The 26,226-nt window shown below is 60.4% G+C and carries 29 protein-coding genes; 20 read left to right on the top strand and 9 right to left on the bottom strand.

Annotated elements, in window-relative coordinates; all coding sequences use genetic code 11:
- Positions 1-102: 102 nt before the first annotated feature.
- From AC2YI2_RS08725 to AC2YI2_RS08685, 9 genes are all read left to right on the top strand, one after another.
- The gene (locus tag AC2YI2_RS08725) at positions 103-762 is read left to right on the top strand and encodes a hypothetical protein (RefSeq protein WP_487386072.1); all 660 of its coding nucleotides are present in this window, start codon (positions 103-105) and stop codon (positions 760-762) included.
- A 99-nt stretch (positions 763-861) separates the two neighbouring features.
- Positions 862-1,476 (top strand): DUF1638 domain-containing protein, encoded by a 615-nt coding sequence (locus AC2YI2_RS08720; RefSeq protein WP_487386071.1) that lies wholly within the window; start codon positions 862-864, stop codon positions 1,474-1,476.
- 156 nt (positions 1,477-1,632) lie between these two features.
- Positions 1,633-2,301, top strand: coding sequence for an exopolysaccharide biosynthesis protein (locus tag AC2YI2_RS08715; RefSeq protein ID WP_487386070.1), 669 nt, complete (start codon positions 1,633-1,635; stop codon positions 2,299-2,301).
- Positions 2,302-2,422: 121 nt separating this feature from the next.
- Positions 2,423-2,725 (top strand): virulence factor, encoded by a 303-nt coding sequence (locus AC2YI2_RS08710; RefSeq protein ID WP_487386069.1) that lies wholly within the window; start codon positions 2,423-2,425, stop codon positions 2,723-2,725.
- Positions 2,718-3,293 (top strand): methylenetetrahydrofolate reductase C-terminal domain-containing protein, encoded by a 576-nt coding sequence (locus AC2YI2_RS08705; RefSeq protein WP_487386068.1) that lies wholly within the window; start codon positions 2,718-2,720, stop codon positions 3,291-3,293. Before AC2YI2_RS08710 ends, AC2YI2_RS08705 begins: the two co-directional genes overlap by 8 nt.
- Before the next feature lie 3 nt (positions 3,294-3,296).
- A complete protein-coding gene (locus tag AC2YI2_RS08700) occupies positions 3,297-4,352 on the top strand; it encodes a methylenetetrahydrofolate reductase (protein ID WP_487386067.1) in 1,056 nt (351 codons plus the stop codon).
- Positions 4,353-4,425: 73 nt separating this feature from the next.
- Positions 4,426-5,388: a methyltetrahydrofolate cobalamin methyltransferase gene (locus AC2YI2_RS08695; RefSeq protein WP_487386066.1), complete on the top strand. Its 963-nt coding sequence runs from the start codon at positions 4,426-4,428 to the stop codon at positions 5,386-5,388.
- 33 nt (positions 5,389-5,421) lie between these two features.
- Entirely contained in the window at positions 5,422-5,724 is a 303-nt protein-coding gene (locus AC2YI2_RS08690) for a hypothetical protein (protein ID WP_487386065.1), read from the top strand.
- A gap of 129 nt (positions 5,725-5,853) precedes the next feature.
- Entirely contained in the window at positions 5,854-7,932 is a 2,079-nt protein-coding gene (locus tag AC2YI2_RS08685; RefSeq protein WP_487386064.1) for an ASKHA domain-containing protein, read from the top strand.
- A gap of 60 nt (positions 7,933-7,992) precedes the next feature.
- Here the strand turns inward: AC2YI2_RS08685 and AC2YI2_RS08680 are convergent, their stop codons facing one another.
- Positions 7,993-8,904 (bottom strand): LysR family transcriptional regulator, encoded by a 912-nt coding sequence (locus AC2YI2_RS08680; RefSeq protein ID WP_487386063.1) that lies wholly within the window; start codon positions 8,902-8,904, stop codon positions 7,993-7,995.
- A 123-nt stretch (positions 8,905-9,027) separates the two neighbouring features.
- Here AC2YI2_RS08680 and AC2YI2_RS08675 point away from each other — a divergent pair, with 123 nt between their 5' ends.
- The 3 genes from AC2YI2_RS08675 (at position 9,028) to AC2YI2_RS08665 (ending at position 10,783) form a co-directional block, all read left to right on the top strand.
- Entirely contained in the window at positions 9,028-9,213 is a 186-nt protein-coding gene (locus AC2YI2_RS08675) for a hypothetical protein (RefSeq protein WP_487386062.1), read from the top strand.
- Between the two features lie 84 nt (positions 9,214-9,297).
- Positions 9,298-9,486 carry a hypothetical protein gene (locus tag AC2YI2_RS08670; protein WP_487386061.1) on the top strand — a complete coding sequence of 63 codons (189 nt, stop codon included), beginning with the start codon at positions 9,298-9,300 and terminating at the stop codon, positions 9,484-9,486.
- A 253-nt stretch (positions 9,487-9,739) separates the two neighbouring features.
- Entirely contained in the window at positions 9,740-10,783 is a 1,044-nt protein-coding gene (locus AC2YI2_RS08665; RefSeq protein ID WP_487386060.1) for a GlxA family transcriptional regulator, read from the top strand.
- Positions 10,784-10,799: 16 nt separating this feature from the next.
- Here AC2YI2_RS08665 and AC2YI2_RS08660 read toward each other — a convergent pair whose 3' ends face one another.
- The 4 genes from AC2YI2_RS08660 to AC2YI2_RS08645 all read right to left on the bottom strand — a co-directional run bounded on the left by AC2YI2_RS08660 (position 10,800) and on the right by AC2YI2_RS08645 (position 14,119).
- Positions 10,800-12,074 (bottom strand): GGDEF domain-containing response regulator, encoded by a 1,275-nt coding sequence (locus AC2YI2_RS08660; protein WP_487386059.1) that lies wholly within the window; start codon positions 12,072-12,074, stop codon positions 10,800-10,802.
- Positions 12,075-12,165: 91 nt separating this feature from the next.
- Entirely contained in the window at positions 12,166-12,387 is a 222-nt protein-coding gene (locus tag AC2YI2_RS08655; RefSeq protein ID WP_487386058.1) for a hypothetical protein, read from the bottom strand.
- A complete protein-coding gene (locus tag AC2YI2_RS08650; RefSeq protein WP_487386057.1) occupies positions 12,384-13,214 on the bottom strand; it encodes a response regulator in 831 nt (276 codons plus the stop codon). Before AC2YI2_RS08650 ends, AC2YI2_RS08655 begins: the two co-directional genes overlap by 4 nt.
- Before the next feature lie 134 nt (positions 13,215-13,348).
- Positions 13,349-14,119, bottom strand: a complete 771-nt coding sequence (locus AC2YI2_RS08645; RefSeq protein WP_487386056.1) for a helix-turn-helix transcriptional regulator — start codon at positions 14,117-14,119, stop codon at positions 13,349-13,351.
- Between the two features lie 83 nt (positions 14,120-14,202).
- Between AC2YI2_RS08645 and AC2YI2_RS08640 the strand changes: the two genes are divergently transcribed.
- Complete coding sequence (locus AC2YI2_RS08640; RefSeq protein WP_487386055.1) at positions 14,203-14,967, top strand: class I SAM-dependent methyltransferase; 765 nt, start codon at positions 14,203-14,205, stop codon at positions 14,965-14,967.
- Here the strand turns inward: AC2YI2_RS08640 and AC2YI2_RS08635 are convergent.
- Positions 14,964-17,558: a mechanosensitive ion channel family protein gene (locus AC2YI2_RS08635; protein WP_487386054.1), complete on the bottom strand. Its 2,595-nt coding sequence runs from the start codon at positions 17,556-17,558 to the stop codon at positions 14,964-14,966. The genes AC2YI2_RS08640 and AC2YI2_RS08635 overlap by 4 nt on opposite strands.
- 271 nt (positions 17,559-17,829) lie before the next feature.
- Here AC2YI2_RS08635 and AC2YI2_RS08630 point away from each other — a divergent pair, with 271 nt between their 5' ends.
- The 3 genes from AC2YI2_RS08630 to AC2YI2_RS08620 all read left to right on the top strand — a co-directional run bounded on the left by AC2YI2_RS08630 (position 17,830) and on the right by AC2YI2_RS08620 (position 20,890).
- Entirely contained in the window at positions 17,830-19,137 is a 1,308-nt protein-coding gene (locus AC2YI2_RS08630) for a M10 family metallopeptidase C-terminal domain-containing protein (protein WP_487386053.1), read from the top strand.
- A gap of 27 nt (positions 19,138-19,164) precedes the next feature.
- Positions 19,165-19,602, top strand: a complete 438-nt coding sequence (locus AC2YI2_RS08625) for a cupin domain-containing protein (RefSeq protein ID WP_487386052.1) — start codon at positions 19,165-19,167, stop codon at positions 19,600-19,602.
- 277 nt (positions 19,603-19,879) lie between these two features.
- The gene (locus tag AC2YI2_RS08620) at positions 19,880-20,890 is read left to right on the top strand and encodes an NAD-dependent epimerase/dehydratase family protein (RefSeq protein ID WP_487386051.1); all 1,011 of its coding nucleotides are present in this window, start codon (positions 19,880-19,882) and stop codon (positions 20,888-20,890) included.
- A gap of 41 nt (positions 20,891-20,931) precedes the next feature.
- Here the strand turns inward: AC2YI2_RS08620 and AC2YI2_RS08615 are convergent, their stop codons facing one another.
- Together AC2YI2_RS08615 and AC2YI2_RS08610 are read right to left on the bottom strand one after the other, a co-directional pair.
- Positions 20,932-21,513, bottom strand: coding sequence for a hypothetical protein (locus tag AC2YI2_RS08615; RefSeq protein ID WP_487386050.1), 582 nt, complete (start codon positions 21,511-21,513; stop codon positions 20,932-20,934).
- Positions 21,514-21,556: 43 nt separating this feature from the next.
- A complete protein-coding gene (locus AC2YI2_RS08610; protein ID WP_487386049.1) occupies positions 21,557-22,009 on the bottom strand; it encodes a calcium-binding protein in 453 nt (150 codons plus the stop codon).
- A gap of 224 nt (positions 22,010-22,233) precedes the next feature.
- Between AC2YI2_RS08610 and AC2YI2_RS08605 the strand changes: the two genes are divergently transcribed.
- From AC2YI2_RS08605 to AC2YI2_RS08595, 3 genes are all read left to right on the top strand, one after another.
- Positions 22,234-22,665 (top strand): hypothetical protein, encoded by a 432-nt coding sequence (locus tag AC2YI2_RS08605; protein WP_487386048.1) that lies wholly within the window; start codon positions 22,234-22,236, stop codon positions 22,663-22,665.
- Between the two features lie 150 nt (positions 22,666-22,815).
- On the top strand, positions 22,816-24,300 hold the full coding sequence (locus AC2YI2_RS08600) for a S10 family peptidase (protein WP_487386047.1): 1,485 nt from the start codon (positions 22,816-22,818) through the stop codon (positions 24,298-24,300).
- A 75-nt stretch (positions 24,301-24,375) separates the two neighbouring features.
- Complete coding sequence (locus tag AC2YI2_RS08595; protein WP_487386046.1) at positions 24,376-24,849, top strand: group II truncated hemoglobin; 474 nt, start codon at positions 24,376-24,378, stop codon at positions 24,847-24,849.
- 50 nt (positions 24,850-24,899) lie between these two features.
- On the opposite strand, the gene AC2YI2_RS08590 is transcribed toward AC2YI2_RS08595, so the two are convergent.
- Positions 24,900-25,082, bottom strand: a complete 183-nt coding sequence (locus tag AC2YI2_RS08590; protein WP_487386045.1) for a Fe-Mn family superoxide dismutase — start codon at positions 25,080-25,082, stop codon at positions 24,900-24,902.
- 21 nt (positions 25,083-25,103) lie between these two features.
- Between AC2YI2_RS08590 and AC2YI2_RS08585 the strand changes: the two genes are divergently transcribed.
- Positions 25,104-26,225, top strand: coding sequence for a class II histone deacetylase (locus AC2YI2_RS08585; protein ID WP_487386044.1), 1,122 nt, complete (start codon positions 25,104-25,106; stop codon positions 26,223-26,225).
- Position 26,226: the final 1 nt, after the last annotated feature.

Below are 26,226 nucleotides of genomic sequence, written 5' to 3'. Positions count from 1 at the left end.
GGACATTACGGAATTGTCATGATGCACGCCGGATCCGGCTGCTGAAGAATCGAACCTGTTGAACCGTCCTCCTCCGGACGCCGGTCATGGAGGTCGTGAAAGATGCCGTTCAGGATAGTAGAACTCGGAGAACTTCTCACGGTTGTCGACTCCATTCGATTCCGCTCTCCCCTGCAGGGTGCCTGGGAAAATCTCGACCACGATATGATCTTTCGCAATCCGTTGCGGAGCTCGGACGGTGTGGCTTGCGCGATCCACGACGGCAACCTGCATGTCGCGGGGGATTTCGAGGCACCCGCATTTCATGTTCTCATTCGCGGTGACCTCGTCGTCGAGGGGCTGATCGACAGCAGTTTCAAGGATGCAAATGGAGGCGGCACCTTTATCGTGACGGGCAGCGTGCGCTGCCGTTCTTTCATGAATGAGTACGGCAAGGCCGAGATCATCGGTGAAGACTTGGCCGTCGAAGAGATGCTCTTCAATGCCTTTCCCGACTCGCTACTTTATGTTGGCGGCACGATCACTGCCCGCTTCTTCTTCGGCTGGGATATGTGGGCGGAATTCGGTGTCAGAGCAGAGATGGAATATGGCGTCGGCTACTGCCTACCGTTCAACCATTTCGACTCCAGCGAAGGGGTTGAAGCCTTCTTTGATGAAGCGACATCGCTTGACCGGCTGGCAATAACCGACGCCGACAATCTCTCGACAGATGAGATCGCCGCCTATCTCCGGAGCGGCAAGCCGATCTTCCGTGAGCTCTAGGTGACGACTTTGCCAGCTGGCGGCAGCGGCTGACGCATTGAGTATTCAAGTGACGATCGATCACCCCTATATTGATATGATCAAAGCACAGGAACGCCGATGAACGCCGTTGCCGAAAAGTCCCCCCACAAACTCCGCGTGATCGCCTGCGGCGCAATCGCACGCGAAGTTCTGGCGATCAAGGCAGCCAATGGCCTCGACCATCTCGAACTCGAATGTCTGCCGGCGATCTGGCATGTCTATCCGGAGAAGATCGCGCCTGCGATGCGCCAGAAAATTGCCGAGGCGCGTGCCGAAGGCATTGAGCGGATCTTCATCGGCTATGCCGAATGCGGCACGCAGGGGCAGCTCGACAAGATCTGCGAGGAGGAAGGGGTCGAACGCATCGCGGGCCCGCACTGTTACGCCTTCTTCACCGGCACCGAGAAATTCCTCGCCGAGTGCGAGCAAGAATTCACCGCATTCTACCTGACCGACCTCATCACCCGCCAGTTCGAGGCGTTCGTGATCGAGCCGCTCAAGCTCGACAAGCATCCCGAGCTGCGCGACATGGTGTTTGGCAATTACACCAAGGTCGTCTACCTGGCGCAGACCGAGGATCCAGCCCTTCAAGCCAAGGCAAAATGGGCGGCCGACTATCTGAAGCTCGATTACGAGTATCGTTTCACTGGCTATGGTGACCTGACACCCGCTCTCAAGGACGCGGCGGCTTGATTCATAAATCACTATGCGTGACAGTCCATTCTGACAGAAGCCGCAAATAAGCGGCTTTTGTCATCCGTTGTCTCATTCGATTGATAAATGACCTTTAAGCTATCCGGCTTAGAGTGAAGACAAGCGGACTGTGGGTGCAAAGTGTCGGAAATTGAAATGGATATCGGCTTGAGTCATCGCAAAGCCTCCGAAAAGCCGGAAAAGCTTTCCGAACTCCTGCGTCACGTTTCCGACAGCGCGGGCGACAAGATTACCCTGGGGCAGATCGCAAACGCGATGGACGACCGGTCGTTCGGCGCCTTTCTTGTCGTCTTCTGTCTTCCCAACCTCGTGCCGCTGCCCCCGGGCGCGACATTCGTCCTTGGGCTGCCGTTAGTGTTCATCGCCTGCCAGATGGCGTTTTCGCGGCTCGACACGATCTGGCTGCCCAAGCGGCTCCGCGACTACGCCTTCGACAACAAGGCATTTTCGGCCGTGCTCGACAAATTCATTCCGTGGATGAACAGGGCCGAAAAGATCATCAAGCCGCGCTTCTTCAGCGGCAACCGGATGGTCGAGCGCGTGATGGGGCTGTTCGCACTGATCCTCGCGCTCATCGTCTTCCTGCCGATACCACTCGGCAACATGGGACCTTCCCTGGCGCTCGCGCTCATGGGGCTTGGGCTTACCGAACGGGACGGTCTGTTGATGGGAGTCGGCGCGATCGTCGGTCTCGTCTTTTCCATCGTCGTCAGCTATGTCGGCTACGAAATCCTCTCCAATATCCCCTATTTCATTCATCAGATACCCGTGTACTGGCAGGCCTTTCTCAACTTCTTCGGCTGAAAAGCAGCACTTCCCGGTGCGCGACGGGGGGCTGTCGCAATAAGACGATTGCGACGTCGTGCCTAGCCGTGCAGATTGGCCCTTTCCTCACCATTGTGCCGGGAAAGGGAGTACTGATTTCATGGCCGACCGCATCATCGTCTACTGGCGCGACATTCCTGCCCAGGTGATCATCAAGAAGGGGCGGACCAGCGCCAAGCGCGAGCTCTCGCTGCGCTTCACCGAAGCGATCGACATGTGCGCCATGCGGACTGGCGCGGCCGAAACGGACGACTATCTCGCCGAATGGCGCAAGGCCGAACCGACGCCCGTTTCCGATGATCTCGAGGCCGAGGCCGACAAGGCCGCCGCCGAGCTCGAAGCTGCCTATGACCGCGACCGTCTGGTGGCGCTCGTCAAAGCCGGGGGACGCGACAATGTCTGAACCAAGGCCCGGCAACGCCGCCGCAGGCAAGAAGGCAACGACGGGCGCCTATACACCGGCCGGGGTGTCGGCCGTGGCCCGGCGCAAACGGAGCTACACGATCCGGCTCTGGTCCATCCGCCACTCGCGGATGCTCGAATGGTTCTACGACAAATTCTCCAGCGCCTTCCTGATGCTACATCCGCTCTGGAAGGCGATCGGCTACTCCAGGGTCGAATGGCCGATCAAGGCCGTCGAGAAGCGGGTCAAGGGCCTGATGTTCGACTGTCGCATGTGCGGGCAATGCGTGCTCTCATCGACCGGCATGAGCTGTCCGATGAACTGTCCCAAGCAGCTCCGCAACGGTCCGTGCGGCGGGGTGAGGGCAAACGGAAACTGTGAGGTCGAGCCCGACATGCCGTGTGTGTGGGTGAAGGCCTGGGAAGGATCCCGCAACATGGTGCATGGCGACAAGATCTTGAACGTGCAGAAGCCGGTCGACCAGGCATTGCGCGAGACGTCGGCCTGGCTGCGCGTGACTGCCGTCGCGGCAGCCGAGCGCGAAGCGTTGCAGAACAAGGACGCCTGATCGATGGTCCATATCGATGAAAATCCGCTTGGGCCGCACCTGCCGCTCGATCCCCTGCCCGGCCACTCCTCTCTCGGCCGGCTGGAGCGCGTGCTTCGCCGCGGCGAATTTGCCGTCACCGCAGAACTCAATCCGCCCGATAGCGCCAATCCGGAGGATGTCTATGAACGCGCGGCGATCTTCGAGGGTTGGGTCGACGGCATTAATGCAGTGGACGCCTCAGGTGCGAATTGCCACATGTCGTCGGTCGGCATCTGCGCGCTGCTGACACGCATGGGCTATGCGCCGATCATGCAGATCGCCTGCCGCGACAAGAACCGCATCGCCATCCAGGGCGATGTGCTGGGCGCAGCCGCCATGGGCGTGGCCAACATCATGTGCCTGACCGGCGACGGCGTGCAGGCCGGCGACCAGCCGGGCGCCAAACCGGTCTTCGACCTCGACAGCATGTCGCTGCTCGAGACCATCCGTATCATGCGCGACAATTCGAAGTTCCTCTCGGGGCGAAAGCTGACGACCCCGCCCAAAGTGTTTCTTGGCGCAGCCGTCAACCCTTTCGCGCCGCCCTTCGACTTCCGGGCACTCCAACTCGGCAAGAAAATCGAGGCTGGCGCGCAATTCGTGCAGAGCCAATATTGCTTCGATATCCCGATGTTCAAGGAATTCATGAAGCGGGTTCGCGATCTCGGCCTGCACGAGAAGTGCTTCATCCTGGTTGGTGTCGGCCCGATGGCCTCGGCCAAGACCGCGCGCTGGATCCGTTCCAACGTCCCGGGCATCCACATTCCCGATTCGATCATCGCCCGTCTCGAAGGCGCGCAGGACCAGAAGAAGGAAGGCAAGCAGCTCTGCATCGACATCATCAACGAGGTGAAGGAGATCGAGGGCGTATCGGGCATCCATGTCATGGCCTACCGCCAGGAAGAATATGTCTCCGAAATCGTCCACGAGTCCGGCGTCCTCAAGGGACGCACACCGTGGAAGCGCACACCACGCAGCGACATGCGCGAGATGCTTGAGGAAACGCCGGACTCGCTCGTCGATCACTCGATGGACTGACCGGATCAGCGACTTTGCCTTCAACAAAACATCCCTATAAGAACCCTCAGTCCCGATCCACCAAGGAACAACAATGACTCGCACAATCGTCGCCTCCGCTACCCGGGAAATCATCATCGGCTTCGACCAGCCGTTCTGCGTGATCGGTGAGCGCATCAATCCGACCGGCCGCAAGAAGCTCGCCGCCGAAATGATCGAAGGCAATTTCGACACCGTCATCAAGGACGCACTCGAGCAGGTGGCCGCCGGCGCCACGATGCTCGACGTCAATGCGGGCGTCACCTCGGTCAATCCGAACGAGACCGAACCGGGCCTGCTGGTGCAAACGCTCGAAATCGTCCAGGGCCTGGTTGATGTGCCGCTCTCGATCGACTCCTCGGTCTCGGCTGCCATCGAAGCCGCGCTGAAAGTGGCCAAGGGCCGCCCGCTGGTCAATTCTGTGACCGGCGAGGAAGAAAAGCTCGAGGCCATCCTGCCGCTTTGCGCCAAGTACAACGTGCCCGTAGTCGCGATCTCCAACGACGAGACCGGCATTTCCATGGACCCGGACGTCCGCTTCGCCGTCGCCAAGAAGATCGTCGAGCGCGCCATGGACTATGGCATCAAGCCCGAGGATGTCGTCGTCGACCCGCTCGTCATGCCGATCGGCGCGCTTGGCGATGCCGGCCGTCAGGTCTTCGCGTTGCTGCGTCGCCTGCGCGAGGAGCTCAAGGTCAACACCACCTGCGGCCTCTCCAACATCTCCTTCGGCCTGCCGCACCGCCACGGCATCAATGGCGGCTTCATCCCGATGGTGATCGGCGCCGGCATGACCTCCGCGATCATGAACCCGTGCCGCCCGCAGGAAATGGAAGCCGTCCGCGCGGCCAACGTGCTCAACGGCACCGACCCGAACTGCACCCATTGGATCAAGACCTATCGCGACTATAAGCCCGCCGAAGCTGGTGTGGCGCAAGCGCCGACCCCGGCTGCATCGTCGGCTGCACCGGGACGCCGCGGCGGTCGCGCGGCTCGCACCGGTGGCGCATCGGTATAAGAGGATTGATACGGCGTCCGGGAAACAGGCAGAATGATGAAGACACAGCTTGGTACGTTCGCAATAGCGGTAGCCATAGCACTCACTCTGAAATTTCTGATTTTTCCCGACGCCGCGGAATTCCGCAGGTTTTTCGAGGCATCGAAAACCTATCTCGTGCCGGTCCTCTTCGTTTTGCTTATTTTCTCGATGGGATTGTTTCTCTACGCCCTCGCCAAAAAGGTTGGGCCCGAGCAACAGACGAGGATGATCAAGATAGCCTTTTGGGCGAATGCGGCCATTTCGGCAATCGCGATCATATCCGTGGTTACCTCGGTAAAGCTCGGAATCGTCTGATTTCGTGGCCAAACCGCACAATCACCCTGCAGAAAGCTGCAGGGTGATATTTGCATGTCGGGATCTGAATATTGTAACCGGCATTGAAGGTGCAGTCTGATACCGACTGTATTCGGAAAGAAGATTGAAATGCGCACGGATGGCCCGGCCGACAACGAGTACAACATGACCGAAGGCACGCAGAAAGACCCCCTCGTTCTCTTCATGCCCTCGGGCAAGCGCGGCCGCTTCCCGGTCGGCACGCCGGTGCTCGAAGCTGCCCGCAAGCTCGGCGTCTATGTCGAAAGCGTCTGCGGCGGACGCGCCACCTGCGGCCGCTGTCAGGTCGAAGTGCAGGAAGGAAACTTCGCCAAGCACAAGATCGTCTCGTCGAATGACCACATCACGGCGCGTGGCGCCAAGGAAGAACGCTACGACCGCGTCCGCGGCCTGCCCGAGGGGCGCCGCCTCTCCTGTTCGGCTGAGATCCTCGGTGACCTCGTCATCGACGTGCCGCAGGACACCGTGGTCAATGCTCAGGTCGTCCGCAAGGCCGCGACCGATCGCGTCATCGAACGCAATGCCGCGGTCCAGCTCTGCTATGTCGAGATCGAAGAACCCGACATGCACAAACCGCTCGGCGACCTCGACCGGCTGAAGCTGATGATCGAAAAAGACTGGGGTTTCAAGAACCTGTTGGTCGCACCTCACCTGATACCTCAGGTCCAGTCGATTCTGCGCAAGGGCAATTGGGGCGTCACCGCCGCCATTCACCGCGATATGGATTCGTCGCGCCCCTTCATCGTCGCGCTCTATCCAGGCCTCAAGAACGAGGCCTATGGCATCGCCTGCGATATCGGCTCGACGACGATCGCCATGCATCTCGTCTCGCTGCTTTCCGGCCGCATCGTCGGCTCGACGGGCACGTCCAATCCGCAGATCCGCTTCGGCGAAGATCTGATGAGCCGCGTCTCCTATGTCATGATGAACCCGGATGGCCGCGAAGCGATGACAATCGCCGTACGCGAAGCCGTCAATGGTCTGATCGGCAAGGTCTGCGAGGAAGGCGGAGCCGACCGCACCGACATCCTCGACATGGTGTTCGTGGCCAATCCCATCATGCACCACCTGTTCCTCGGCATCGACCCGACCGAACTCGGCCAGGCACCCTTCGCGCTCGCCGTCTCCGGCGCGTTGCAATACTGGGCGCATGAGATCGACATATCGGTCAACCGCGGCGCCCGCGTCTACATGCTGCCCTGCATCGCCGGCCATGTCGGCGCCGATGCCGCCGGTGCAACGCTGTCGGAGGGTCCCTATCGCCAGGACAAGATGATGCTGCTCGTCGATGTCGGCACCAATGCGGAGATCGTGCTGGGCAACCGCCAGCGTGTCGTCGCCGCCTCCTCCCCGACCGGCCCCGCCTTCGAAGGCGCCGAGATTTCGTCCGGTCAGCGGGCCGCACCTGGCGCGATCGAGCGTGTGCGCATCGATCCCGTCACCCTCGAACCGAAATACCGGGTCATCGGCGTCGACAAGTGGTCCGACGAGGATGGTTTCGAAGAAGACGCGGCCAGCACCGGTGTCACCGGCATCTGCGGCTCGGCGATCATCGAGGTCGTCGCAGAAATGTATCTCTCGGGCATCATCTCGGAAGACGGCGTCGTCGACGGCGCCATGGCGGAGAAGAGCCCGCGCATCATTCCGAACGGTCGCACCTTCTCCTACATGCTCCGCGATGGCGAACAGCGGATTACGGTGACGCAGAACGACGTCCGCGCGATCCAGCTCGCCAAGGCAGCACTCTATGCCGGCATCAAGCTGTTGATGGAAAAGCAGGGCGTCGAGAAGGTCGACATGATCCGCTTCGCCGGCGCCTTCGGCTCGTTCATCGATCCCAAATACGCCATGGTGCTCGGCCTGATCCCGGATTGCGATCTCAACGACGTCAAGGCCGTCGGCAATGCCGCAGGCACCGGTGCGCTGATGGCGCTGCTCAACCGCGATCATCGCCGCGAAATCGAAAAGATGGTCTCGAAGATCGAGAAGATCGAAACCGCGCTTGAACCGCATTTCCAGCAGCTCTTCATCGACGCCATGGCGATGCCGAACAAGGTCGATGCCTTCCCCGAACTTGCCAAGGTCGTAACCCTGCCCGAGCGCAAGGTGATCACGGCTGGTGGTGACGGTGAAGGCGGCGGACGCAGGCGGCGCCGCGAGCGGGGCTGAGCTTCAAAACGAAAAGCGCGCCGGAATGGCGCGCTTTTGGTTAGAGTGGACGAGAAGTAGTCAGGCGGCGACTGCAGTCGGCTGCTGGTTGGCATAATCGCCCAGTGCTGAACGGATGTAGTCGGCCACAGCCAGTGCCGGCTGCGACGCTCCCTTCCGGACGGCGAGGCCGATGTCATAGGTGCCGAGATCCGGCAAGCCGTCGCGCTCACCGAGCACCACCATATCGTCGCGGACGAGAAAACGAGCAAGCGGCGCGATTGCGATATCGGCGCGGATTGCCGCCGTCTGGCCCATATGGCTGCCGCAGAAGTAGGCAATGCGGAATTCGATCTCGGACTTGGTCAGTTCCTCGAGCGCGCGCGTGCGCCAGATGCAGCCCGCATCCCATACCGAGATCGGCAGTGGCTTCTTGAGATGCGCCTGGCCATGCTTCTTGCCGACCCAGACCAGCCTCTCGCTCATCACCTTCTCCGCCGGATCGGCGCGAACGGCGTTGAGGAAATTATAAAGCGCGAGGTCGAGCCTGCCCTCCTCAACGCCCTTGTGCAGGTTTGCGGAGGATTCGATCGTGACGTCGATGGCGAGCTGCGGCCACGTCTGCGCGAGGTGGCCCAGGATGCCTGTCAGCATCAGTTCGCCGATATCGTCGGGGGCGCCGAGCTTGACGATACCACTCATCTCGGGAACGACGAAGCGGGAGACCGCTTCATTATTGAGTGAAATCAGCCGCTTGGCATAGGAGAGCAGCATCTCGCCATGATGCGTGAGCGAAACCGAGCGCGCGTCGCGCCGAAAGAGCGGCACGCGGAGCGTATCCTCCAGCTTCTTGATCTGCATCGACACGGCGGAAGGCGTGCGAAACACCGCCTCGGCGGCGGTCGTGAAATTCCCCGTTTCCGCGATCGCGATGAAGGTCTTCATCACGTCGAGTTCGAGAAGCGGAAGGGATGCCGGCAGGGATTGTGCCATCTGGCTCTCCATCAGTTTTTCTGAATGATAGCTTCACTTCAATTCGTTTGATTGAACATCAAATAAAGCGCAAGGTCAAGACGTTCAGGACAAGCAGCCTCGAAAACTCGAAAGGAGAAGACCATGAGACTGTCATCATTCACCCCGTCGGCTCTGGCCGGCGCAATCGAAACCAGCCTGCGTCAGGCGAGGCATTCCAGCCGCCAGGCTCGTCTGCGTCGCGAACTGGCACGTCTGCCGAGCTATGTCGCCCGCGACCTCGGCGTTGCACCCGATCAGGACGGATTCGTCAATTTCTCTGATCGATAACATCAGTCATATTCGTTTGTCTTATGTATCAACGTGAATTACTTTCGAAACTGAGGATGACCTCAAACCTAAGGAGAGACTGAAATGCGTACCACCACTTATGGAACAGGCCATTCCGGCCGGACCCGTACACACTTTACCACGACTGGCTTTGTCGCTGCGATCGTCGGCAAGTGGCGTGAATACCGCATGATGCGCGATATCGAATCGCTGCCCTATTCCGTTATGAAGGATATCGGTTTTCGGGCTGCGGAGCGCACGAATGCAAAGTGACAAAGCCGTAATCCGGTCCCGGCAACAGTCAAACGACTGCTGAGCCGGGACCAGTTTCCTATTTTAGATTGCATCCAATTTCCTTTTGCCGTTTTCATATCCCAGCCGCGACACTTCCCCAGACCGAAATGACGCGCTGATCTTCACTCTCTCAAGATCGTGGCGCAAACCGTCAAGTTCATGTCGCTATTGCGCAATTGTTTCGTGGCGCATATAGACGACTTTGTTCTCATGCGACATTGAGAGGAAGACCATGCGGCCCGAGAGCTTTCCCCTGCCCAAGAAGCCATCGATCAAGCGAACGATCGTCTTCTTCCTCGTCCCGAATTTCACCATGCTGCCCTTTTCGGCAGCGGTCGAAACCCTCCGGATCGCCAATCGCATGCTCGGTTACGAGGCCTATCAATGGCGTCTTTCCTCGGTCGACGGCCTGAAGGTCTACTCGTCCTCAGGCATCGCGCTCGAAGCCAAGACCGCGCTTGCCGACGAGCGTCGCTACCTGACGGGCGAGAACCGCCCCAACATGGTGCTGGTCTGTTCCGGCATCTATGTCGAGGAATTCCGCAACAAGTCGGTGAACGCCTATTTGCGTGAAGTGCACAACCGCGGCATTGCGGTCGGCAGCCTCTGCACTGGTGCCCATGTCCTGGCGCAGGCAGGATTGCTCAATGGCAAGCGCTGTGCGATTCACTGGGAGAACCTGCCGGGCTTCGCCGAAGCCTTCCCGCAGGCCGACGTCCATGCCGACCTCTTCGAGATCGACGGCAACATCTATACCTGCGCCGGCGGCACGGCATCGCTCGACATGGTGCTGCATTTCATCCGCCAGGATTTCGGCGACAACCTCGTCAACCGAGTCTGCGAGCAGCATCTGACGGACCGCGTGCGGTCCGCCTCCGACCGCCAGCGTCTGCCGTTGCGCGCGCGACTCGGCGTCCAGAACTCCAAGGTGCTGTCGATCATCGAGATCATGGAGAACAATCTCGCCGAGCCGCTGTCGCTGGTCGACATCGCCGACAAGGCCGGCCTGTCGCGCCGCCAGATCGAACGCCTGTTCCGTCAGGAAATGGGCCGCTCGCCTGCGCGCTACTATCTCGAGATCCGTCTCGACCGCGCCCGGCACCTGCTCGTGCAGTCATCGATGCCGGTCGTCGAAGTGGCGGTCGCCTGCGGCTTCGTCTCGGCCTCACACTTCTCCAAATGCTACCGCGAACTCTACGGCCGCTCGCCGCAGCAGGAACGCGCCGACCGCAAGCATCTCTCGACGATGCCGAGCATTAACGGTGCGGTGATGTAATTGAGGACGCCGCGTCTCAGGACGCGGCGATCTTCAGGACCTGATAGTCCGAGAAGACGCGGTTGCGGCCGGAATGCTTCGCCAGATAGAGATACTGGTCGGCCGCATTGAGATAGTTGTCGAAGGTTTCCGAACCAGAAATATGGGCTAGCCCCATCGACACGGTGACCGAGAGGTCCTCATCGTCGACAACGATCTTGGTTTTTGAGATGTCAATTCGGATCCGCTCGCAGAACTCGTAAGCCTGCTCTATATCCATATTGGTCAGCAGCAGCGCGAATTCCTCGCCGCCGATCCGCGCGGGAAGATGCTGTTTCTCACCGACCAGTTGCAGCAGTCTGCGGGATACCGCCTTGAGCACAAGGTCGCCGATCTCGTGGCCGTATGTGTCGTTCAGCCGCTTGAAATGATCGATATCGACCAGAGCCGCGCAGACCGGTGCCGATTGGCGCAAGCACATCTCGACCATTTTCGGACCGCGATCGAAGAAGTAGCGCCGGTTGAGCATGTCCGTCAGATAGTCACGTGATGCCATGCGCTGCAGTGACTGGATCTGACGATGTATATTCATCGTATGGCCCAGCCGGCCTTCGACATCGGCAGTGCTCATCGGCAACTGCAGAAAGTCGTCTCCACCTGCCTTGAGGAAGCGGTTCGCTTCGCCGGGCGCAGGTTCGGATGCGAAGCCGACAACCCGGACCGCCTCCTCACCGAACCGCAGGGCAAGCGTCTCGAGCACAGCAAAATTGTTCGCACTTGCCACGTCATGCCTGATGATGACGAGTTCGGTCGCGCTTGTCGAGGCGTCGAGCGTCGCAAGCGCCTCCTCGCTCGTCTGGCAATGGGTCACCAGGAAATTGCTGCCGTCCATTGCCTTCAGCATATCCGACACATCCTCGTCGGCAGGATCGATCAGCAAGGCGTTCGGCCGATTGGCTGACAACAGGCGCTCAATGGCATCGGCGAGATTTTCAAGCGATCGCGGGGAGTTCTTGTAGACCAGTTCGGTGGCAAGGTTGGCGAGGATCTCCTCGCGTCTGATATCGCTGGTATAGCCGGAGAAGACTATCGCCGGGATGGAACTGCGCATCACATAGTCCAGCGCCTCGCCGTTCGGAGCGTCTGCGAGGCAAAGATCGAGAATGGTGACATCGAACTTTTCGCCACCCGACTCGATTTCCCGCCGGAGCGCGGAAAAGGTAGCACAGTGAATGACGACAAGGCCGAAGCGAGATTCGAGCAAGCTGCGGACTGCAACGCTGTAAAGCCGGGTGTCTTCGACCAGGAGCACGCGCTGCCCCTCGAATAATTTCGGCCGTCCCGCGCTATTGGCGTTACTGCGAAACCCCACGTCCGGCTGTCCCCCGTAACTCGCCCCAAGGTCAGAAGATTGATGCAGTATCTGTTGCAGCAACCGGATAGACCGCTTCCTGCCTGATTCCCAGCATCATGAATTCTATCGGCGAACGATATTCCCTGCGTGCTTTCGGAACAGTTAAGAAGGTGCCAAAATAAGAGGCAGAGTTGTGATAAGGGCCAATCTCCTCAAAAATAATCAACCGCTGGATGGCACCGTCGTGCCGTACCGAGACGCCGGCCTTCAAACCTTCTTCTGACGGTCGAGCAAGAATTTCATTTGCGATAGCGTGTCCAGGTTCTGGTTGACGCGACAGTAGAACTCCTCGTCGATGAACGGTCGCATCATGAAATCGTTGCCGCCAGCCTTGAGGAAACGGGCTGACAGCAGGCGGTCGGTCGAGGACGAAACGCCAATGATGCGCAACTGATGCGAGCCGATATGGGCGCGGACGCGCCGCGTCAGTTCGAATCCATCTATATCAGGCATGTTGTAGTCGGTGATCATCAGGGTGATGTCACGATTGGCCTTGAGGATATCAAGTGCCTTCTGGCCGCCCTCCGCCGCGCTAACCTTGAAATTGTAGCGCTTCAACCGCGTGGTGAGCAGCGCACGCGCCGTCTGGCTATCGTCGACGATCAGCACATGATGCGTATGGTTGGTCAGGAACCGGCAAACCGCCTCGACCAGCATGTCGACGGCAAAAACGCTGTCCTTGATGATGTAGTCGACGATCTGGTTGGATAGTAGCTTGTCACGCGCCGTTTCATGAAGCGTGCCGGTGAATACGATCGTCGGAATGGAGACATCGACCAGATAGTTGAGCGCCTCGCCCTGCTCCGCGCCGGGAAGATTCATGTTCGAGATCGCCAGCCGGATCGGCACATCCGACTTCTCATTAGCCAATTGCAGCTCTTCGAAATTGCGGCAGATCTCGACATCGATCTCGAGAAGCTCGCGAAATCGCTGTTTGATCATTGAGGTGAAGACATTCGAGTCTTCAGCCACAAGGATCCGGTTGCCCTTCAAAGACTCACCGGAATAATGCATTCCGGAAACACCTAGGAAATCCATGCCCGCCCTTTCCGGCAACATCCCATAAAACCACCAATAACAGGCAATTTTTTTCGGAAGGGTTAAGATTGTTCCCCGAGAATCCGGGATATTGTCATATTTTTGAACCTGCCGCCGGATGTGAACCGGAAGTCTCAGGCTTTGGGCACCAGCAGGACGAGTTTGTGGTCCGGCCGGTCCGATGGCGTGAGCGTATGCTGCTCATAGCGGCGCAACTCGCCGTCTCCGTTGCGAAACGTGCGCATGCCGCCTTCGCGCGCCAGGACTGTCTGCCGCTGCCAGCCGCGGGCAAAGAGCGAGCTTTCCGCGGCGAGGTCGTCGACCATACCGGTCATGTCAGGGTCGTTCAGCCCGCGGCCGAAATCGGATCGGAACTCGGCGAGAAGTCGCAGCGCGCGCGTCTCCCAGTCCGGAACGAGAGTCCTGGCAGCGGGATCGAGGAAGATGAAGCGTAGAAGGTTAGGACGTCCTCCCCTGTCCAGCCAACCGGAGAAGAGTTCTTCGGCAGCGGCGTTCCAGCAGCATGCGTTCCAGAACCGGTCCAGCCCGTAGGCGGGAGAAACCATCGCGTTCACCGCAGCGTCGAGCGACGGCGGTACAGGAGACGAAGCAGCCGGCACCGGCGCTTCGGGATCGTGCCGCCCCGCGAGCTCGAAGAGATAGGCGCGCTCAGCTTGGGTGAGTGTCAGCGCATGGGCAAGACGCGACAGCGCATGCGGCGATGCGCGAACCTCTCTACCCTGTTCGAGCCAGGCGCACCAGGTTGCGCTGATGCCAGCCCGCATGGCGAGCTCCTCCCGTCGAAGGCCCGGTGTCCTACGCCGCCCACCACCGCCGGGTTCCATCGCTTCTCGTCGTGTGCGGATGAAGGTACCCAGCAATCGTCTCTGCTCATCGTCGTTCATGGAAGCATGTATAACAGGATAAATGGCACTCTTGTAACAGAATAAATTTCGTGCACCCTGCATGCAAACGACAGGAGAGACCGATGAAATCCGCCCATGATTCCAATGTCACCACCCAGTTCGGCCCGCGCGCCAAGGCCTATGTCGAAAGTGCCGTGCATTCCCAAGGCGCCGATCTTGCACGTATTGCTGAAATCGCAGCTACGATCCGTCCAGCGCGTGCGATCGATCTGGGATGTGGCGGCGGGCATGTGACGTATGCGATGGCGCCCCACGCAGGCGAGACTGTCGCCTGCGATCTTTCGGCCGACATGCTGGCGGCCGTTAGGGACACGGCAACGGCGCGTGGGTTCGCCACCGTCAAAACCGTGCAGAGCTCCGTCGAGACGCTACCCTTGGAGGATGCTAGCTTCGACATGCTGGGCTGTCGCTTCTCCGCCCACCACTGGCAGGATGTCGATGCCGGCCTGCGCGAGGGACGTCGCGTGCTGAAGCCGGGGGCGTCGGCGATCTTCGTCGATGTCGTCGCGGCGGCGTCACCATTGCTCGACACTCACTTGCAGGGCGTCGAACTGCTGCGCGACACCTCGCATGTCCGCGACTATTCCGAGGCTGAATGGCGGGAGAAGCTGGAGAAGGCAGGCTTTGCCGTGAAGCAGGTCAGCACCTGGCGCCTGCGCATGGACTTCCCGGTCTGGATCGCCCGCATGGCGACGCCGGAAGCGCTCGCTGTCGCAATCCGCATAGTGCAGGACAGCGCGCCCGAGGAAGTCCGCCGTCACTTCGCGATCGAGGCAGACGGTTCCTTCATGCTCGACACAGCCATGTTCGAAGCCGTCGCGGCCTAGCGGGTCTCGTCGCCTTCATCCGCCTCGTCGTCCTCATCGCGCAACGCGTGGTGCATGCCATCGAAGGCGCTGCCATCATTGTCGTCGGCGAGGTCGACCTTGCGGCCGCGACGCGGTGCGCCGTGCTCGGCGCGCTCGACGACCCTGCGAATAACCTCAGACGGCAGTCCTTCTTCGGCGAGTGCGTCCTCAAGCGCGGCCGCAGGCACGCCACCTTTCACCCGTACATTGAGTTCTCGCTGCGGCAGCGGGATCTCGATTCCCTCCTCGCGGAATCGCTTGATGATCGCGACACGGATATCGTTGCGCACCGGCCCGCCCTGGAAGATGTCGGCAACATGGAAGCGAAGTTCGAAATCCATCGAGAACTGGCCGAAGGCCTGGAAGCCGACATTTGGTTCCGGCATGGTAAGCACCAACGGGTGGCTCCGCGCGAGGTCGAGCAGGATATCCATTACCTGCTTGGGATCGCTGTCATAGGCGACAGACACGGGGACCTCGCTGCGGGCCACGCTGTTGCGCAGCGTCCAGTTGCCGACGGCAGCGTTGATGAGCTGCGAATTCGGCACGATGATCGACTGGTTCTGAAACGTCTCGATCTCGGTCGCGCGCACCGAGATACGGCGGACAAAACCTTCGACCGGTCCATTGACGATCCAGTCGCCGACCTTGAAAGGCCGCTCGACCAGCAGGATCAGACCCGAGACGAAATTCTGCACGATCGTCTGCAGGCCGAAGCCGATGCCGAGCGAAAGAGCACCAGCGACCAGCGCGAGGCTTGAAAGGTCAAAACCCGCGGCCGAAATGCCGAGCAAGGCGGCAATCACGATGCCGGCATAGCCGAGCACAGTGCTGACCGAGTTGCGCACGCCGGTATCGATCTGCGAGCGCGCCATGACATTGCCGTCGAGCCAACGCTGGAACCAGCGCGTGACGAACAGGCCGGCGAAGAACAGCAGGATGCCGACGAGGATGCCCAGCAGGGAGATATTGATGTTGCCGACATGAATTTCGGTGAAGGCCTGGACGAAGATCGTCGAAATGTCTGCGCCGCGAAAACCCCAGGTCAGCATGATGAGCGGCAGGCCCGCGAGCATGACCAGGAGATAGAGCAGCAAGCCTGTGACCAGCCCGAACTGGTCGAGCCGGACCTCGCTCAGCTGATACTTCGCCGTCAGCATCTCGCCGAGCGCCGTCCGGGCAAAGGCATTGTGCTGCGAGACGGCATGGCCAGCCAGGAAGCCGAGATACATGGTCACAGCGATCGCACCTGTCACGACGATCTGTGACGACGCAAATTTCGCAAGGCCGATATAGCCGGAAAGCGCGGTCACGATCAGGCCGATGCCAACCATCAGCACCAGGAAGCGGATCAGCCTCGGCCAGGCTGCGCTGTTCTGCGCCACGCCGTCCATAGGGCGAAGGAAGGAGAGCAGAATGAGCGTGATGCCGGTCGCGATCGATGCGACGAAACTCTCGGCCACGGTCAGCACGAAGGGCGCATCGAGCGCAGCGTTGATGACGCCCAGCACATAGGTGAGCCCGTTGATCGCAGCGAGCGCAACCACGAAGGCGACGATGCGGTTCGCACCCCGGTCGGAGACCTCCACCAGCCGCCATTGCGGCTTGCCTGGCGATACGATGCCACGCGCCAGCTTCCAGACATAGTAGACACCGAGACCCGCCCAGGCCGCGGCACGCAGGATGTCGAACAGGTCCAAGCGCAGCACGTTGAAACTGTAAAGGAAACCGAGCCCGCACAGGATGACGAAGGCCCGCGCCATCGCCGGGATCGTCGCCGACCAGAAGGTGACCGAGAGGCGATGGATGTAATGCGGATTGGCGTTGTCAGGATCACGACGGATCAGCGGGCTAAAGAAGCGCTGGAGGACGATCGCCAGCACGATGGCGAAGAGGATGGTGGCGCCGATGGCCAGGAACAGGCCCTCGCTCTTGAACCGCCACATGAATTCCAGCGAATTTGAGGTCGTCGCGCGAAGTGACCGCCAGACTTCGACAGCAGCATTGCCGGCATTGTCGAAGAGGTCGCCATTGACGTCGGTATGACGGAAGATGGTCTCGGTAAACAACGTGCGCCGAAGATCGATGATCCGACCGGAAAGATCCACCGCCTGGTTGCGGATGACCTCACCGTCGGAGGCGATGGCTGTGATCTGTGCCCGCTCGTCCTGCAATCGCTTGCGGTCGGCGGCGATCGTCGCATCTTCGGCTTGGCCCTCGACGGGCTTGCCAAGCTCCTCGATGCGCTTGGCAACGAGCGTCTGGCGACCGTTGATCTCAGAAAGCGCCGCCGATATCGCCGACGACACCTTGTCGACCTCGATCTTGAGCTCGGCGAGTCTGGCATCGGCGGACACCGCCTTATCGACCTTGACCTTGAGGTCCTCGAGCGCCAGTGCCGCTTCCTCGAGTTCGCCCTTCACCTTGGTCTGCAACGCCTCGACTGCCGCGGCAACTGCTTGCTGCGTCTGGTCGGCCTGGTTGGTTCCGGGTGCCTGCGCCATCACGGCGACCGGCAGCAGCGCCAGCAGCAGCGCGGCGGCGAGACTGCGGATCAGTTTTCCTGCCAAATTGCTCCCTCCGGCATATTCATGACCGTTCCATAGTGAATTGCCGGCGCGGGGCAAAGCGGAAAAACTGTGGCAATTCAGAGGCAGGATGTCAGCCAGATGAAAGCGACGCCTCCGAGACGGCCGGTCGCGACCCTGTAGCCCCTTGCTCGGCAAATCATGTTGTCCATTTGCAATGTCATTTCATACCGTCGAGCGGCGTAGTTTCCGCTCCGACCTCAAAGGACTGTTTACCCAAGCGGCTTAGAGTGGCCGTCGAATGAGGACGGCCATGCTGAATTGGAATACGATCGAGAACCCGAAGACTTACTCGACAGAGCGCGCCGAACTTCTCGTGTTGCTCGAAGGATCGACGCTAACCCCTTATGTCGACTCGGTCGGCGATCCGACGATCGGCATCGGCTACAACCTCGTCTACAATCTCGAACCGGTGTTGCGCATCATGATCGGCAACACGAACTGGAGTGACACGCTGCTGGCACGGCTCGAGGCCGAGGTCGACAAATCCTACACCCCCAATACCAGCAGCACACTGCAGGCCAATCTCGACCGGGTGATGAAGAACTGGCATGACACGAAGGACGCCGACGTGGCGGACAGCTTCCGCTTCAAGAACGATGCTGCGGTGGCAAAAGCCCTCAATGCACTCGCGCCCACTTATGACGACAGGATCGACGACTGGCTCTCTGATATCCCGGATTCGCGGGAGCGCGAGGCGCTGTTCTCGCTGTGCTGGAATGGACCCAGCCTGTTGGGGCCGAAGCTTAAGGCGGCGATTGAGGCGGGCGACCGGGCCGAGGCCTGGTACGAAATCCGCTACAACTCCAATGGCAACGGCATCGCGGGCCTCGCCAACCGGCGCTATGTCGAGGCAGAAACCTTCGGTCTGTTCGACACCGAGGGAAAGGCCAGCTTTTCCGAAGCCATCCAGGCCGGGCAGATGCTGGCTCGGCATCACGAGTTGGTGCTGTGGTACGACGATCGCTACGACCCGGATTCTGCCGGCGCGACCAAGGGCATGCCCGGCATCGATGCAATTGGTGGCGAATTGGTGCCGGCGATCCAGACGGCGTTGAAGGCGCTCGGTGTCTCCGCCAAGACAAAGGTCGAGGAACTCCTCGCCGCGAGCGAGAGCATTGCCAATGTCTCCGGTGATGGCACGAGCTATGACGACGGCGGGAACGATGACGATCTCGTTCTGGGCAGCAAGGGCGCCAATGGCCTCTCGGGCAAGGTGGGCGCCGATATCCTCGCAGGGCTGCAGGGCGCCGATACGCTCACGGGCGGCACTGGCGCCGACATCTTCGCCTTCACGGCAGTGCGCGACAGCAAGGTAAAGACCTGCGACATGATTGTCGACTTCGGCAATGGCGCCGATCGAATCGCGCTCTCGGCAATTGGAGACTTCACATTTCTCGCCACGGAGAATGCCAGCTTCACCGGCCACGCCGAAATCCGCTGGTTCCAGGACGGTAGCGAGACGATCATCGAGGTCGACGTCAATGGTGATCGCAATGCCGATATGCGGATCGTGCTCGAAGGCAGCTTGACGCTCGACGCAACAGACTTTCTTCTCTGAGCCGAAAACAGCAACCGGACAGAGCGCATGACAACAGCCCGCGAGATCATCGATATCCTCAAGCTCGAACGCCATCCAGAGGGCGGCTGGTATGTCCAGACGTTTCGAGATGGCGAGGAACAGGATGGGCGGGCGCATTCCACCGCCATCTACTATCTCCTCGAAGGCGGCGACCGCTCGCACTGGCACACGGTCGACGCCGTGGAGATCTGGCACTACCACACCGGTGCACCGCTGGAACTTGGCCTTTCCGAGGATGGGAACTCGTACCGAACGCTCGTTCTCGGCGCCGATCTCGCTGCCGGCCAGCGACCGCAAGGGCTTGTGCGCAAGGGTGAATGGCAGAGCGCCCGCAGCCTTGGCGACTGGACGCTGGTGAGCTGCACCGTGGCGCCAGGCTTCGAGTTCTCCGGCTTCCGCATGGCGCCTAAAGGATGGCAGCCGGGCACGCCAGTCGACAGCTGACATCTATACATTGCCCCCTTCGATCACCTGCCCGCCTGTCATTGTATCGCCGTATGGAGTCGGCTAAGAACCCAGCGCGAACTGGATTGCGTAGGCGACGCGCCGTTGAAAGCGGATTTTGAAGACAGGTATGCAGGCTGCTAGGCAGCTCCCACGCATGAGTTCCTGTCTTCACGCTGGCTGCCCATGCGAGTGTCACACGCAACGCCAAGAGCCCATGCGACAATGAATTGCGCTGTTCGTTGCCAGAGGCATCGATGGCGATGGAGACAATGACGTGAAATATTTCATCACCGGCAGCGCCGGCTTCATCGGCTTCCACCTTGCGCGCGCGCTGCTGGAGCGGGGCCATGACGTGTTCGGTTATGACGCCATGACGCCCTATTACGACGTGACGCTGAAGCAGCGCCGGCAGGCGATACTCGAACAATATGAACGGTTCGATCATGTCGTGGCGAAACTCGAGGATCGTGCTGCCCTCGAACAAGCGATTGCCAAGGCCTCACCGGACATCGTCGTCCATCTGGCGGCACAGGCCGGTGTCCGTTACAGCCTCGAAAATCCGCAGGCCTATTTCGATTCCAATCTTGTCGGCTCGTGGAATCTGTTCGACATCGTCAAGGATCTCGGCCTCAAGCACCTACTGATCGCGTCATCGTCCTCCGTTTATGGAGCCAATGAGAAGATCCCCTTCGAGGAAGCCGACCGTGCCGACGAGCCGCTGACGGTTTACGCTGCGACCAAGAAGTCAATGGAATTGCTGGCGCATTCCTTTTCGCACCTTCACAAGGTGCCGACGACGGCTTTCCGCTTCTTCACCGTCTACGGCCCATGGGGCCGGCCGGACATGGCGCTCTTCAAATTCGTGAGCGCGATGCTCAAGGATGAGGAAATCGAACTCTACGGCTACGGCAAGGTGCGCCGCGATTTCACCTATATCGACGATCTGATCGAGGCCCTGCTGCGCCTCGCCGAAGTGCCGCCTTCGGAATCCAATCGGGTCGTGGACGGCGCTGTCGACACGCTCTCGCGCCAGGCACCGTTCCGGGCACTCAATATCGGTGCCGGCCGGCCGATCGATGTCGTGACGCTCGTCGATGCGGTCGAGCGCGCCTTGGGACGAAAGGCAAAGACCAGACTTCTGCCGATGCAAAAGGGCGACGTGCCCCAGACTTTCGCTTCATCCGACCTGCTCAAGGCGCTGACCGGTTTCGTGCCGCAAGTGGAAGTCGCAGACGGCGTCCGCGCATTCGTCGAATGGTATCGATCGCAGGCCTCGGCAGGCTGATGTCGGCGTCACTTCCCGGACAATGAGGCCTCGAAGAGGTCTTAGCGCCGCTTCTGTAGAAGGGAAGAGAAAATCCCCCGCGACCGCGAACTGTCGAAGTGCTGCTGCAGGCCTTTCGCAATCGCATCCAGCCGAACGACAAACACTTCGATGTCGTCCATACGCTTTTCAAGCTGCGACAGCCTGCGCCCCAGGTCCGGCTGCAATTCGGCCTTCGGGGTGCGCATGTGACTGCCCGCCTTCTTGAGCCCATCAATCTCCGCCTTGAACGCAACCAGCGCCTCGTCATACCGTCGAGAGAAGATTTGAAAGAGATCGTCCATCCGGCGATCGTCATTCGTCGCATTGGGAAGCAGCGCCTCGCCCGCCTTCGTCGAGTGGGCCACCACCATCACGCCATGAAATGACGAAGTGGCGGGTGAGAGAGCGATATCGAAGGCATGATCGCCGTTCCCGATCCCCGCATCCGGAAGATCTTTCCGAAGGCTGTTGGCAAGACTGGTCGCAATGACGACCCCGCCGCGACTGACTTTGATTTCGAGATGTTCATCGGGTTCATCGGAATTGAAGGCCCAGCCATAGACCTTGCCATTCCTCATCCCATCGACGCGACCGACTATCATGCAAGATGCCCCTTCACGATGACGCTCAGGCCGAGCGTCTCCGTCACACGATGTCGAAATGGTCGTCCGGATCTTTCTTGAGCTGATCAAGATCGACGTTCTTCAACGTGAGCTTGTTGCCGCCGCCGAGATCGATCACCACGTCGCCGCCCTTCTGCCTGGCGAGGTCTATGACGTCGGCCGGAGACTTGATCCCGTTGAGACCCCTGGCAATTTCCAATATGTCCTTGCCGACGTCGAAATCCATGATGGCATCCCTGCCCGCATTTTCGCCGAAAACGAAGGTATCCTTATACGCGCGGTCGTCCGACCCATCGCCCGTGAGAATGTCGTTGCCCTGCCCGCCAACCATGCGGTCTTTTCCACTTTCGCCAACCAGCCTGTCGTCGCCGCCAAAGCCCCGGATGATATCGTCACCGCCGCCGCCATAGAGCCTGTCCTTCAGGCTCGATCCGTAAATGACACCGTTGTCGCCACCGCCAATAACAGTCGCCATTGCCCGCCCCAATAAGCCCTCGACACGCTCAACCCCTCCTTATCAAACCATGGAGCCACGATGGAATCAAGTTGCATATGCAATCAGATACGCGCCTAGATTTAGAACGATCTGTTGCAAGGTGCACAGAGTAGCGATCCGGCGCCGATTGAGCCGTCCCGGAGAGCCGATCGGAACCGAGAGGCGTCGAACGCGTTACACCGCTGAACGCAAAGGAGGTTCCAATGGCAGGAACACGTAAAGTCGGCGAAAAAATCCCGCTCGCCGTCGTCGGCAAGGACGGTATCAACGAAACTCCCGAGAGTGAGGATGGCATGAAGGCCGACGAAGAAACCACGATTGCCCAGCTGACCGAAAGCCTGAAGGCGCTGCGGACGCAGGTGGAGCAGCTCAGCGGCTCGCTCGCAAAGGCCAGTGGCAAAGCCACCAAGGCAGTGAGCCACGCTGCGGAGGCGACGACGGATACAGTCACAACGACTGTTCGAGAATACCCTTTCTATTCGGTTCTGGCAGCCTCTGCTGCAGCTTTCCTGATCGGTCGACTGTCTGTCGTCCAGCATCCGAGCAAGGTTGATCGAACCTATGATCGCCTATCGGACCTTGTATCACGCCTGCAGCCCCAGCTGGTCGACGCAGTCCGGTCACGGCTGCGCTGAAGCGGGCCAACTGCTAGAAGACCGGTCCGCAAGAGGTTGGAGATACGGCCGCTCGCGGACCGCTCACCACTGTTCAAGATGAATTGACTATCGCTTGCCTGATTGCGGCCATAGGCTTCCGCCAGTTTCGGCGAAACGGAGCCTCGCATCATGAAATTTCCCCGCCTGCTATCGCTCATCCTGATCTTTCTCGCACTTGGCCTTGCACCGGTAGCGGCGGATTCCATGCGGGATGGGGGGCAGGCACAGGGAATACTGGATCTTCTCCCCGCCGATGCGACCACCAGCCATGTTCTGAAGACCAAGGAGGGGGATCTTTCGTATCAAGCGACGGCGGGCACAATCGCCATCCGGGGTCAGGACGGCAAAATCTCCGCCAAGGTCTTTTACACCGCCTATGTCTCCAAGACCGGCGGGCAACGCCCCCTCACCTTCGCCTTCAATGGTGGGCCCGGCGCCGCTTCCGCTTATCTCCACCTCGGCTTGGCAGGCCCTCGCCTCGTCGATTTCGGCCCCGTTGGCAATGACGGCACCACGGCACAGTTGAAAGACAATCCCGAGAGCTGGCTGCGCTTCACCGATCTCGTCTTCATCGACCCGGTGGGAACCGGATGGAGCCGCGCTGTGGGCAACGGCAGCGAATTCTATGGCGTCCAACAGGATGCCGACGCGATTGCAAAGGTGATTGCCCTCTATGTCCAGCAAACCAACAAGGCGAGCACAGCAAAGTACCTGCTCGGCGAAAGCTATGGCGGCTTCAGGGCCGCCAAGGTCGCCAGCGCGCTCAAGGAGCGGCAAGGCATCCTGGTTTCGGGCATCATCATGGTGTCGCCGCTGATCGACGCAAAGCTGATCTTCGGCGCGACCGACTATCCGCTCGGTGCCGCACTGCAGTTACCCTCGATTGCCGCCGCAGAACTGGAACGCAAGAAGATCTTCGATCCGAACGCCGTGGCAGAGGCCGAAAAGTTTGCGATGAGTGATTATCTCGTCGCACTCGCCGGCGCCGCACCGCGCGGACCGGAGGCGCAAGAGTTCTACGACAGGGTCGCCCGCCTCACCGGCATCGATCGCCAAGCGGTCGAACGCACGCGCGGCTTCATCGGCGACATGCTTACCAAAAACAAAGATGGCACGATCGCGAGTCCTTACGACGCGTCCTACACCGTGCCCGACCCCTATCCTGAAGCGCCGGTCAGCCGTGCCGATGATCCGATCCTTGATGGCTACACCCGTGCTTATGGTTCCTTCTTTGCAGGCTATGCCCGCAACGAACTCAACTTTCCCTGCGAAATGACTTATTCGCTGCTCTCGCTCGACGTCAATCGGCGCTGGGAATGGAAGGAAGGCCGCGAGGACACCCGCGCCGATGCTGGCGCTTCGGAAGATATCCGCGAACTCCTGGCCACCATCCCGAGCTTCCGGCTGCTCGTGATGCATGGTTACAGCGATGTGCTGACACCCTATGGCGCGAGCCGCTACGTGCTCGACCACCTGCCGCTCGAACTTGCGGATGGGCGCACGGCGCTCACGCTCTATCGCGGCGGGCACATGTTCTATACCCGGCCCGACTCTCTGAAGGCAGCGACGGCCGATGCGAAAGCTTTCTACGAGCGGGCGCCGAAGACGGAATAGCGGGCCGGGCGGCGCTGCCCGCTTGATCACCCATATCGGCGCCCCATATTCTCCCTCGGGAAAAGGGAGATCGACGTGACAGTACCGACGCTTTACGAATGGATCGGCGGCATAGACGCGCTGAACCGCCTGACAGATGAATTCTATCGCCGCGTCCACAAGGACGAATTGCTCTCGCCGGTCTTCGCCGGGATGGATGAGGGCCACCCGCAGCATGTGGCGATGTTCCTCGCCGAAGTGCTCGGCGGTCCGCCGCTCTATTCGACTGAGCGCGGCGGCCATCCCGAAATGGTCCGGCACCATCTCGGCAAGCATCTGAGCGAGCCGATGCGGCGGCGCTGGATCAATCTGCTGCTTGACACCTATACCGACCTCGAACTGCCTGCCGACCCGGAATTCGCCTCCGCTCTCGTCAGCTACCTCGAATGGGGCACACGGCTCGCGGTCGTCAATTCGCAGCCGGGCGCCAAGGTCTGGGAAAATGCGCCGATGCCGAAATGGGGCTGGGGCGAGACCGGCGGGCCGTACATTCCTAAGAAGGCGCAATAGGACCGATTTCGCCATCGCGCTCTGCCCTTGGCGACACGCTCGGCGACGACCTAACAGTTCACGATATTGCTGAGCACTGCCTTGATATGTTCGGGCTTGCGGTTCTTGTAGTCGAGGCAAAAACCGTGCTCCCAGATAACGATGTCGAGATAGGCTGGCCTACAAAACCCGCCAATCCCTGAATGGTTTCCGCCAGTGGCTTGATCGTCCAGCGCGAGGGTGCAATTTGGCATGAACGGTTGGAGGATTCGATCTTGAAGGCAGCGACGGCATTCTGGTGGGACGAAAAGTGCTTCTGGCATTCGGGCGGCTCCTACGCCTTTCTGGCGCCCGTGGGCGGTCTGGTGCAGCCGCTCGCCTCCGGTGGCCTGCCCGAGAATCCCGAGACGAAGCGGCGCCTCAAGAACCTGCTGCATGTCACGGGCTTGATTGACGAACTCGCGGTCTCCTCAGCCGGGCCTGCGACGCGCGACGAACTACTCCGCGTCCATCCGGCGCACTATCTTCACGCCTTCAAGGAGCTCTCCGACGGCAAGGGCGGTGAACTGGGCGAGCGTACGCCCTTCGGTCCCGGCGGCTATGATATCGCGGCCCTGTCCGCAGGCCTCGCCACTGCCGCCCTGCGCAAGGTGCTAATGGGCGAGCATCGCAACGCCTACGCCCTCTCCCGTCCGCCGGGTCACCACTGCCTGCCCGACAAGCCGATGGGCTTCTGTCTGCTTGCCAATATCGCGATCGCCGTCGAAGCGGCCTTGGCGGAAAAGCGCGCGGGCCGCATCGCTGTCATCGACTGGGACGTCCACCATGGCAACGGCACCGAGGGCATCTTCTACGAGCGCTCCGACGTGCTGACGATCTCGCTCCATCAGGAAAACAACTATCCGCGCGAGTCCGGCAAGCTCACCGATCGCGGCGCCGGCAAGGGCGAAGGCTACAATATCAACGTCCCGCTCGTGCCCGGAACCGGCCATTTCGGCTATCTCCACGCCTTCGAGCGGATCGTGATCCCCGCACTTCACGCCTACAAACCCGACGCCATCGTCGTTGCCTGCGGCTTCGATGCCTCTGGTGTCGATCCCCTGTCCCGCACCATGGCGTCGTCCTCGACCTTCGCCGAGATGACGAGAATGACGATGCAGGCGGCGGACGAGCTCTGCGGCGGCAAGCTGCTGCTGGTCCACGAAGGCGGCTATTCCGAAGCGCATGTGCCCTTCTGTGGCCACGCGGTCATCGCAACCCTTTCGGGATCGTCGATCGATGCGCCGGATCCATTCGCCTTCCGGCTCGATTTCCAGCAGCCCGATGCCGACTTCACCGCCTATCAGAAGAGCCTGATCGACAAGATGGCCGTGGGTTTTGGCCCTTGGAGGGTCTGAC

This window comes from Rhizobium sp. SRI_017, from assembly GCF_057586295.1.
Note: the sequence above shows the minus strand (reverse complement) of the source record. Positions and strands in the feature narration are given on the sequence as shown.

Coding starts and splice junctions, on each gene's coding strand:
- AC2YI2_RS08690 (WP_487386065.1), top strand. CDS start 5,422: ATGATGAAGACACAGCTTGGTACGTTCGCAATAGCGGTAGCCATAGCA.
- AC2YI2_RS08665 (WP_487386060.1), top strand. CDS start 9,740: ATGCGGCCCGAGAGCTTTCCCCTGCCCAAGAAGCCATCGATCAAGCGA.
- AC2YI2_RS08645 (WP_487386056.1), bottom strand. CDS start 14,119: ATGAACGACGATGAGCAGAGACGATTGCTGGGTACCTTCATCCGCACA.
- AC2YI2_RS08590 (WP_487386045.1), bottom strand. CDS start 25,082: ATGCCAAATTGCACCCTCGCGCTGGACGATCAAGCCACTGGCGGAAAC.
- AC2YI2_RS08630 (WP_487386053.1), top strand. CDS start 17,830: ATGCTGAATTGGAATACGATCGAGAACCCGAAGACTTACTCGACAGAG.
- AC2YI2_RS08670 (WP_487386061.1), top strand. CDS start 9,298: ATGCGTACCACCACTTATGGAACAGGCCATTCCGGCCGGACCCGTACA.
- AC2YI2_RS08650 (WP_487386057.1), bottom strand. CDS start 13,214: ATGGATTTCCTAGGTGTTTCCGGAATGCATTATTCCGGTGAGTCTTTG.
- AC2YI2_RS08710 (WP_487386069.1), top strand. CDS start 2,423: ATGGCCGACCGCATCATCGTCTACTGGCGCGACATTCCTGCCCAGGTG.
- AC2YI2_RS08600 (WP_487386047.1), top strand. CDS start 22,816: ATGAAATTTCCCCGCCTGCTATCGCTCATCCTGATCTTTCTCGCACTT.
- AC2YI2_RS08680 (WP_487386063.1), bottom strand. CDS start 8,904: ATGGCACAATCCCTGCCGGCATCCCTTCCGCTTCTCGAACTCGACGTG.
- AC2YI2_RS08700 (WP_487386067.1), top strand. CDS start 3,297: ATGGTCCATATCGATGAAAATCCGCTTGGGCCGCACCTGCCGCTCGAT.
- AC2YI2_RS08720 (WP_487386071.1), top strand. CDS start 862: ATGAACGCCGTTGCCGAAAAGTCCCCCCACAAACTCCGCGTGATCGCC.
- AC2YI2_RS08705 (WP_487386068.1), top strand. CDS start 2,718: ATGTCTGAACCAAGGCCCGGCAACGCCGCCGCAGGCAAGAAGGCAACG.
- AC2YI2_RS08625 (WP_487386052.1), top strand. CDS start 19,165: ATGACAACAGCCCGCGAGATCATCGATATCCTCAAGCTCGAACGCCAT.
- AC2YI2_RS08715 (WP_487386070.1), top strand. CDS start 1,633: ATGGATATCGGCTTGAGTCATCGCAAAGCCTCCGAAAAGCCGGAAAAG.
- AC2YI2_RS08695 (WP_487386066.1), top strand. CDS start 4,426: ATGACTCGCACAATCGTCGCCTCCGCTACCCGGGAAATCATCATCGGC.
- AC2YI2_RS08610 (WP_487386049.1), bottom strand. CDS start 22,009: ATGGCGACTGTTATTGGCGGTGGCGACAACGGTGTCATTTACGGATCG.
- AC2YI2_RS08640 (WP_487386055.1), top strand. CDS start 14,203: ATGAAATCCGCCCATGATTCCAATGTCACCACCCAGTTCGGCCCGCGC.
- AC2YI2_RS08605 (WP_487386048.1), top strand. CDS start 22,234: ATGGCAGGAACACGTAAAGTCGGCGAAAAAATCCCGCTCGCCGTCGTC.
- AC2YI2_RS08685 (WP_487386064.1), top strand. CDS start 5,854: ATGCGCACGGATGGCCCGGCCGACAACGAGTACAACATGACCGAAGGC.
- AC2YI2_RS08675 (WP_487386062.1), top strand. CDS start 9,028: ATGAGACTGTCATCATTCACCCCGTCGGCTCTGGCCGGCGCAATCGAA.
- AC2YI2_RS08615 (WP_487386050.1), bottom strand. CDS start 21,513: ATGATAGTCGGTCGCGTCGATGGGATGAGGAATGGCAAGGTCTATGGC.
- AC2YI2_RS08725 (WP_487386072.1), top strand. CDS start 103: ATGCCGTTCAGGATAGTAGAACTCGGAGAACTTCTCACGGTTGTCGAC.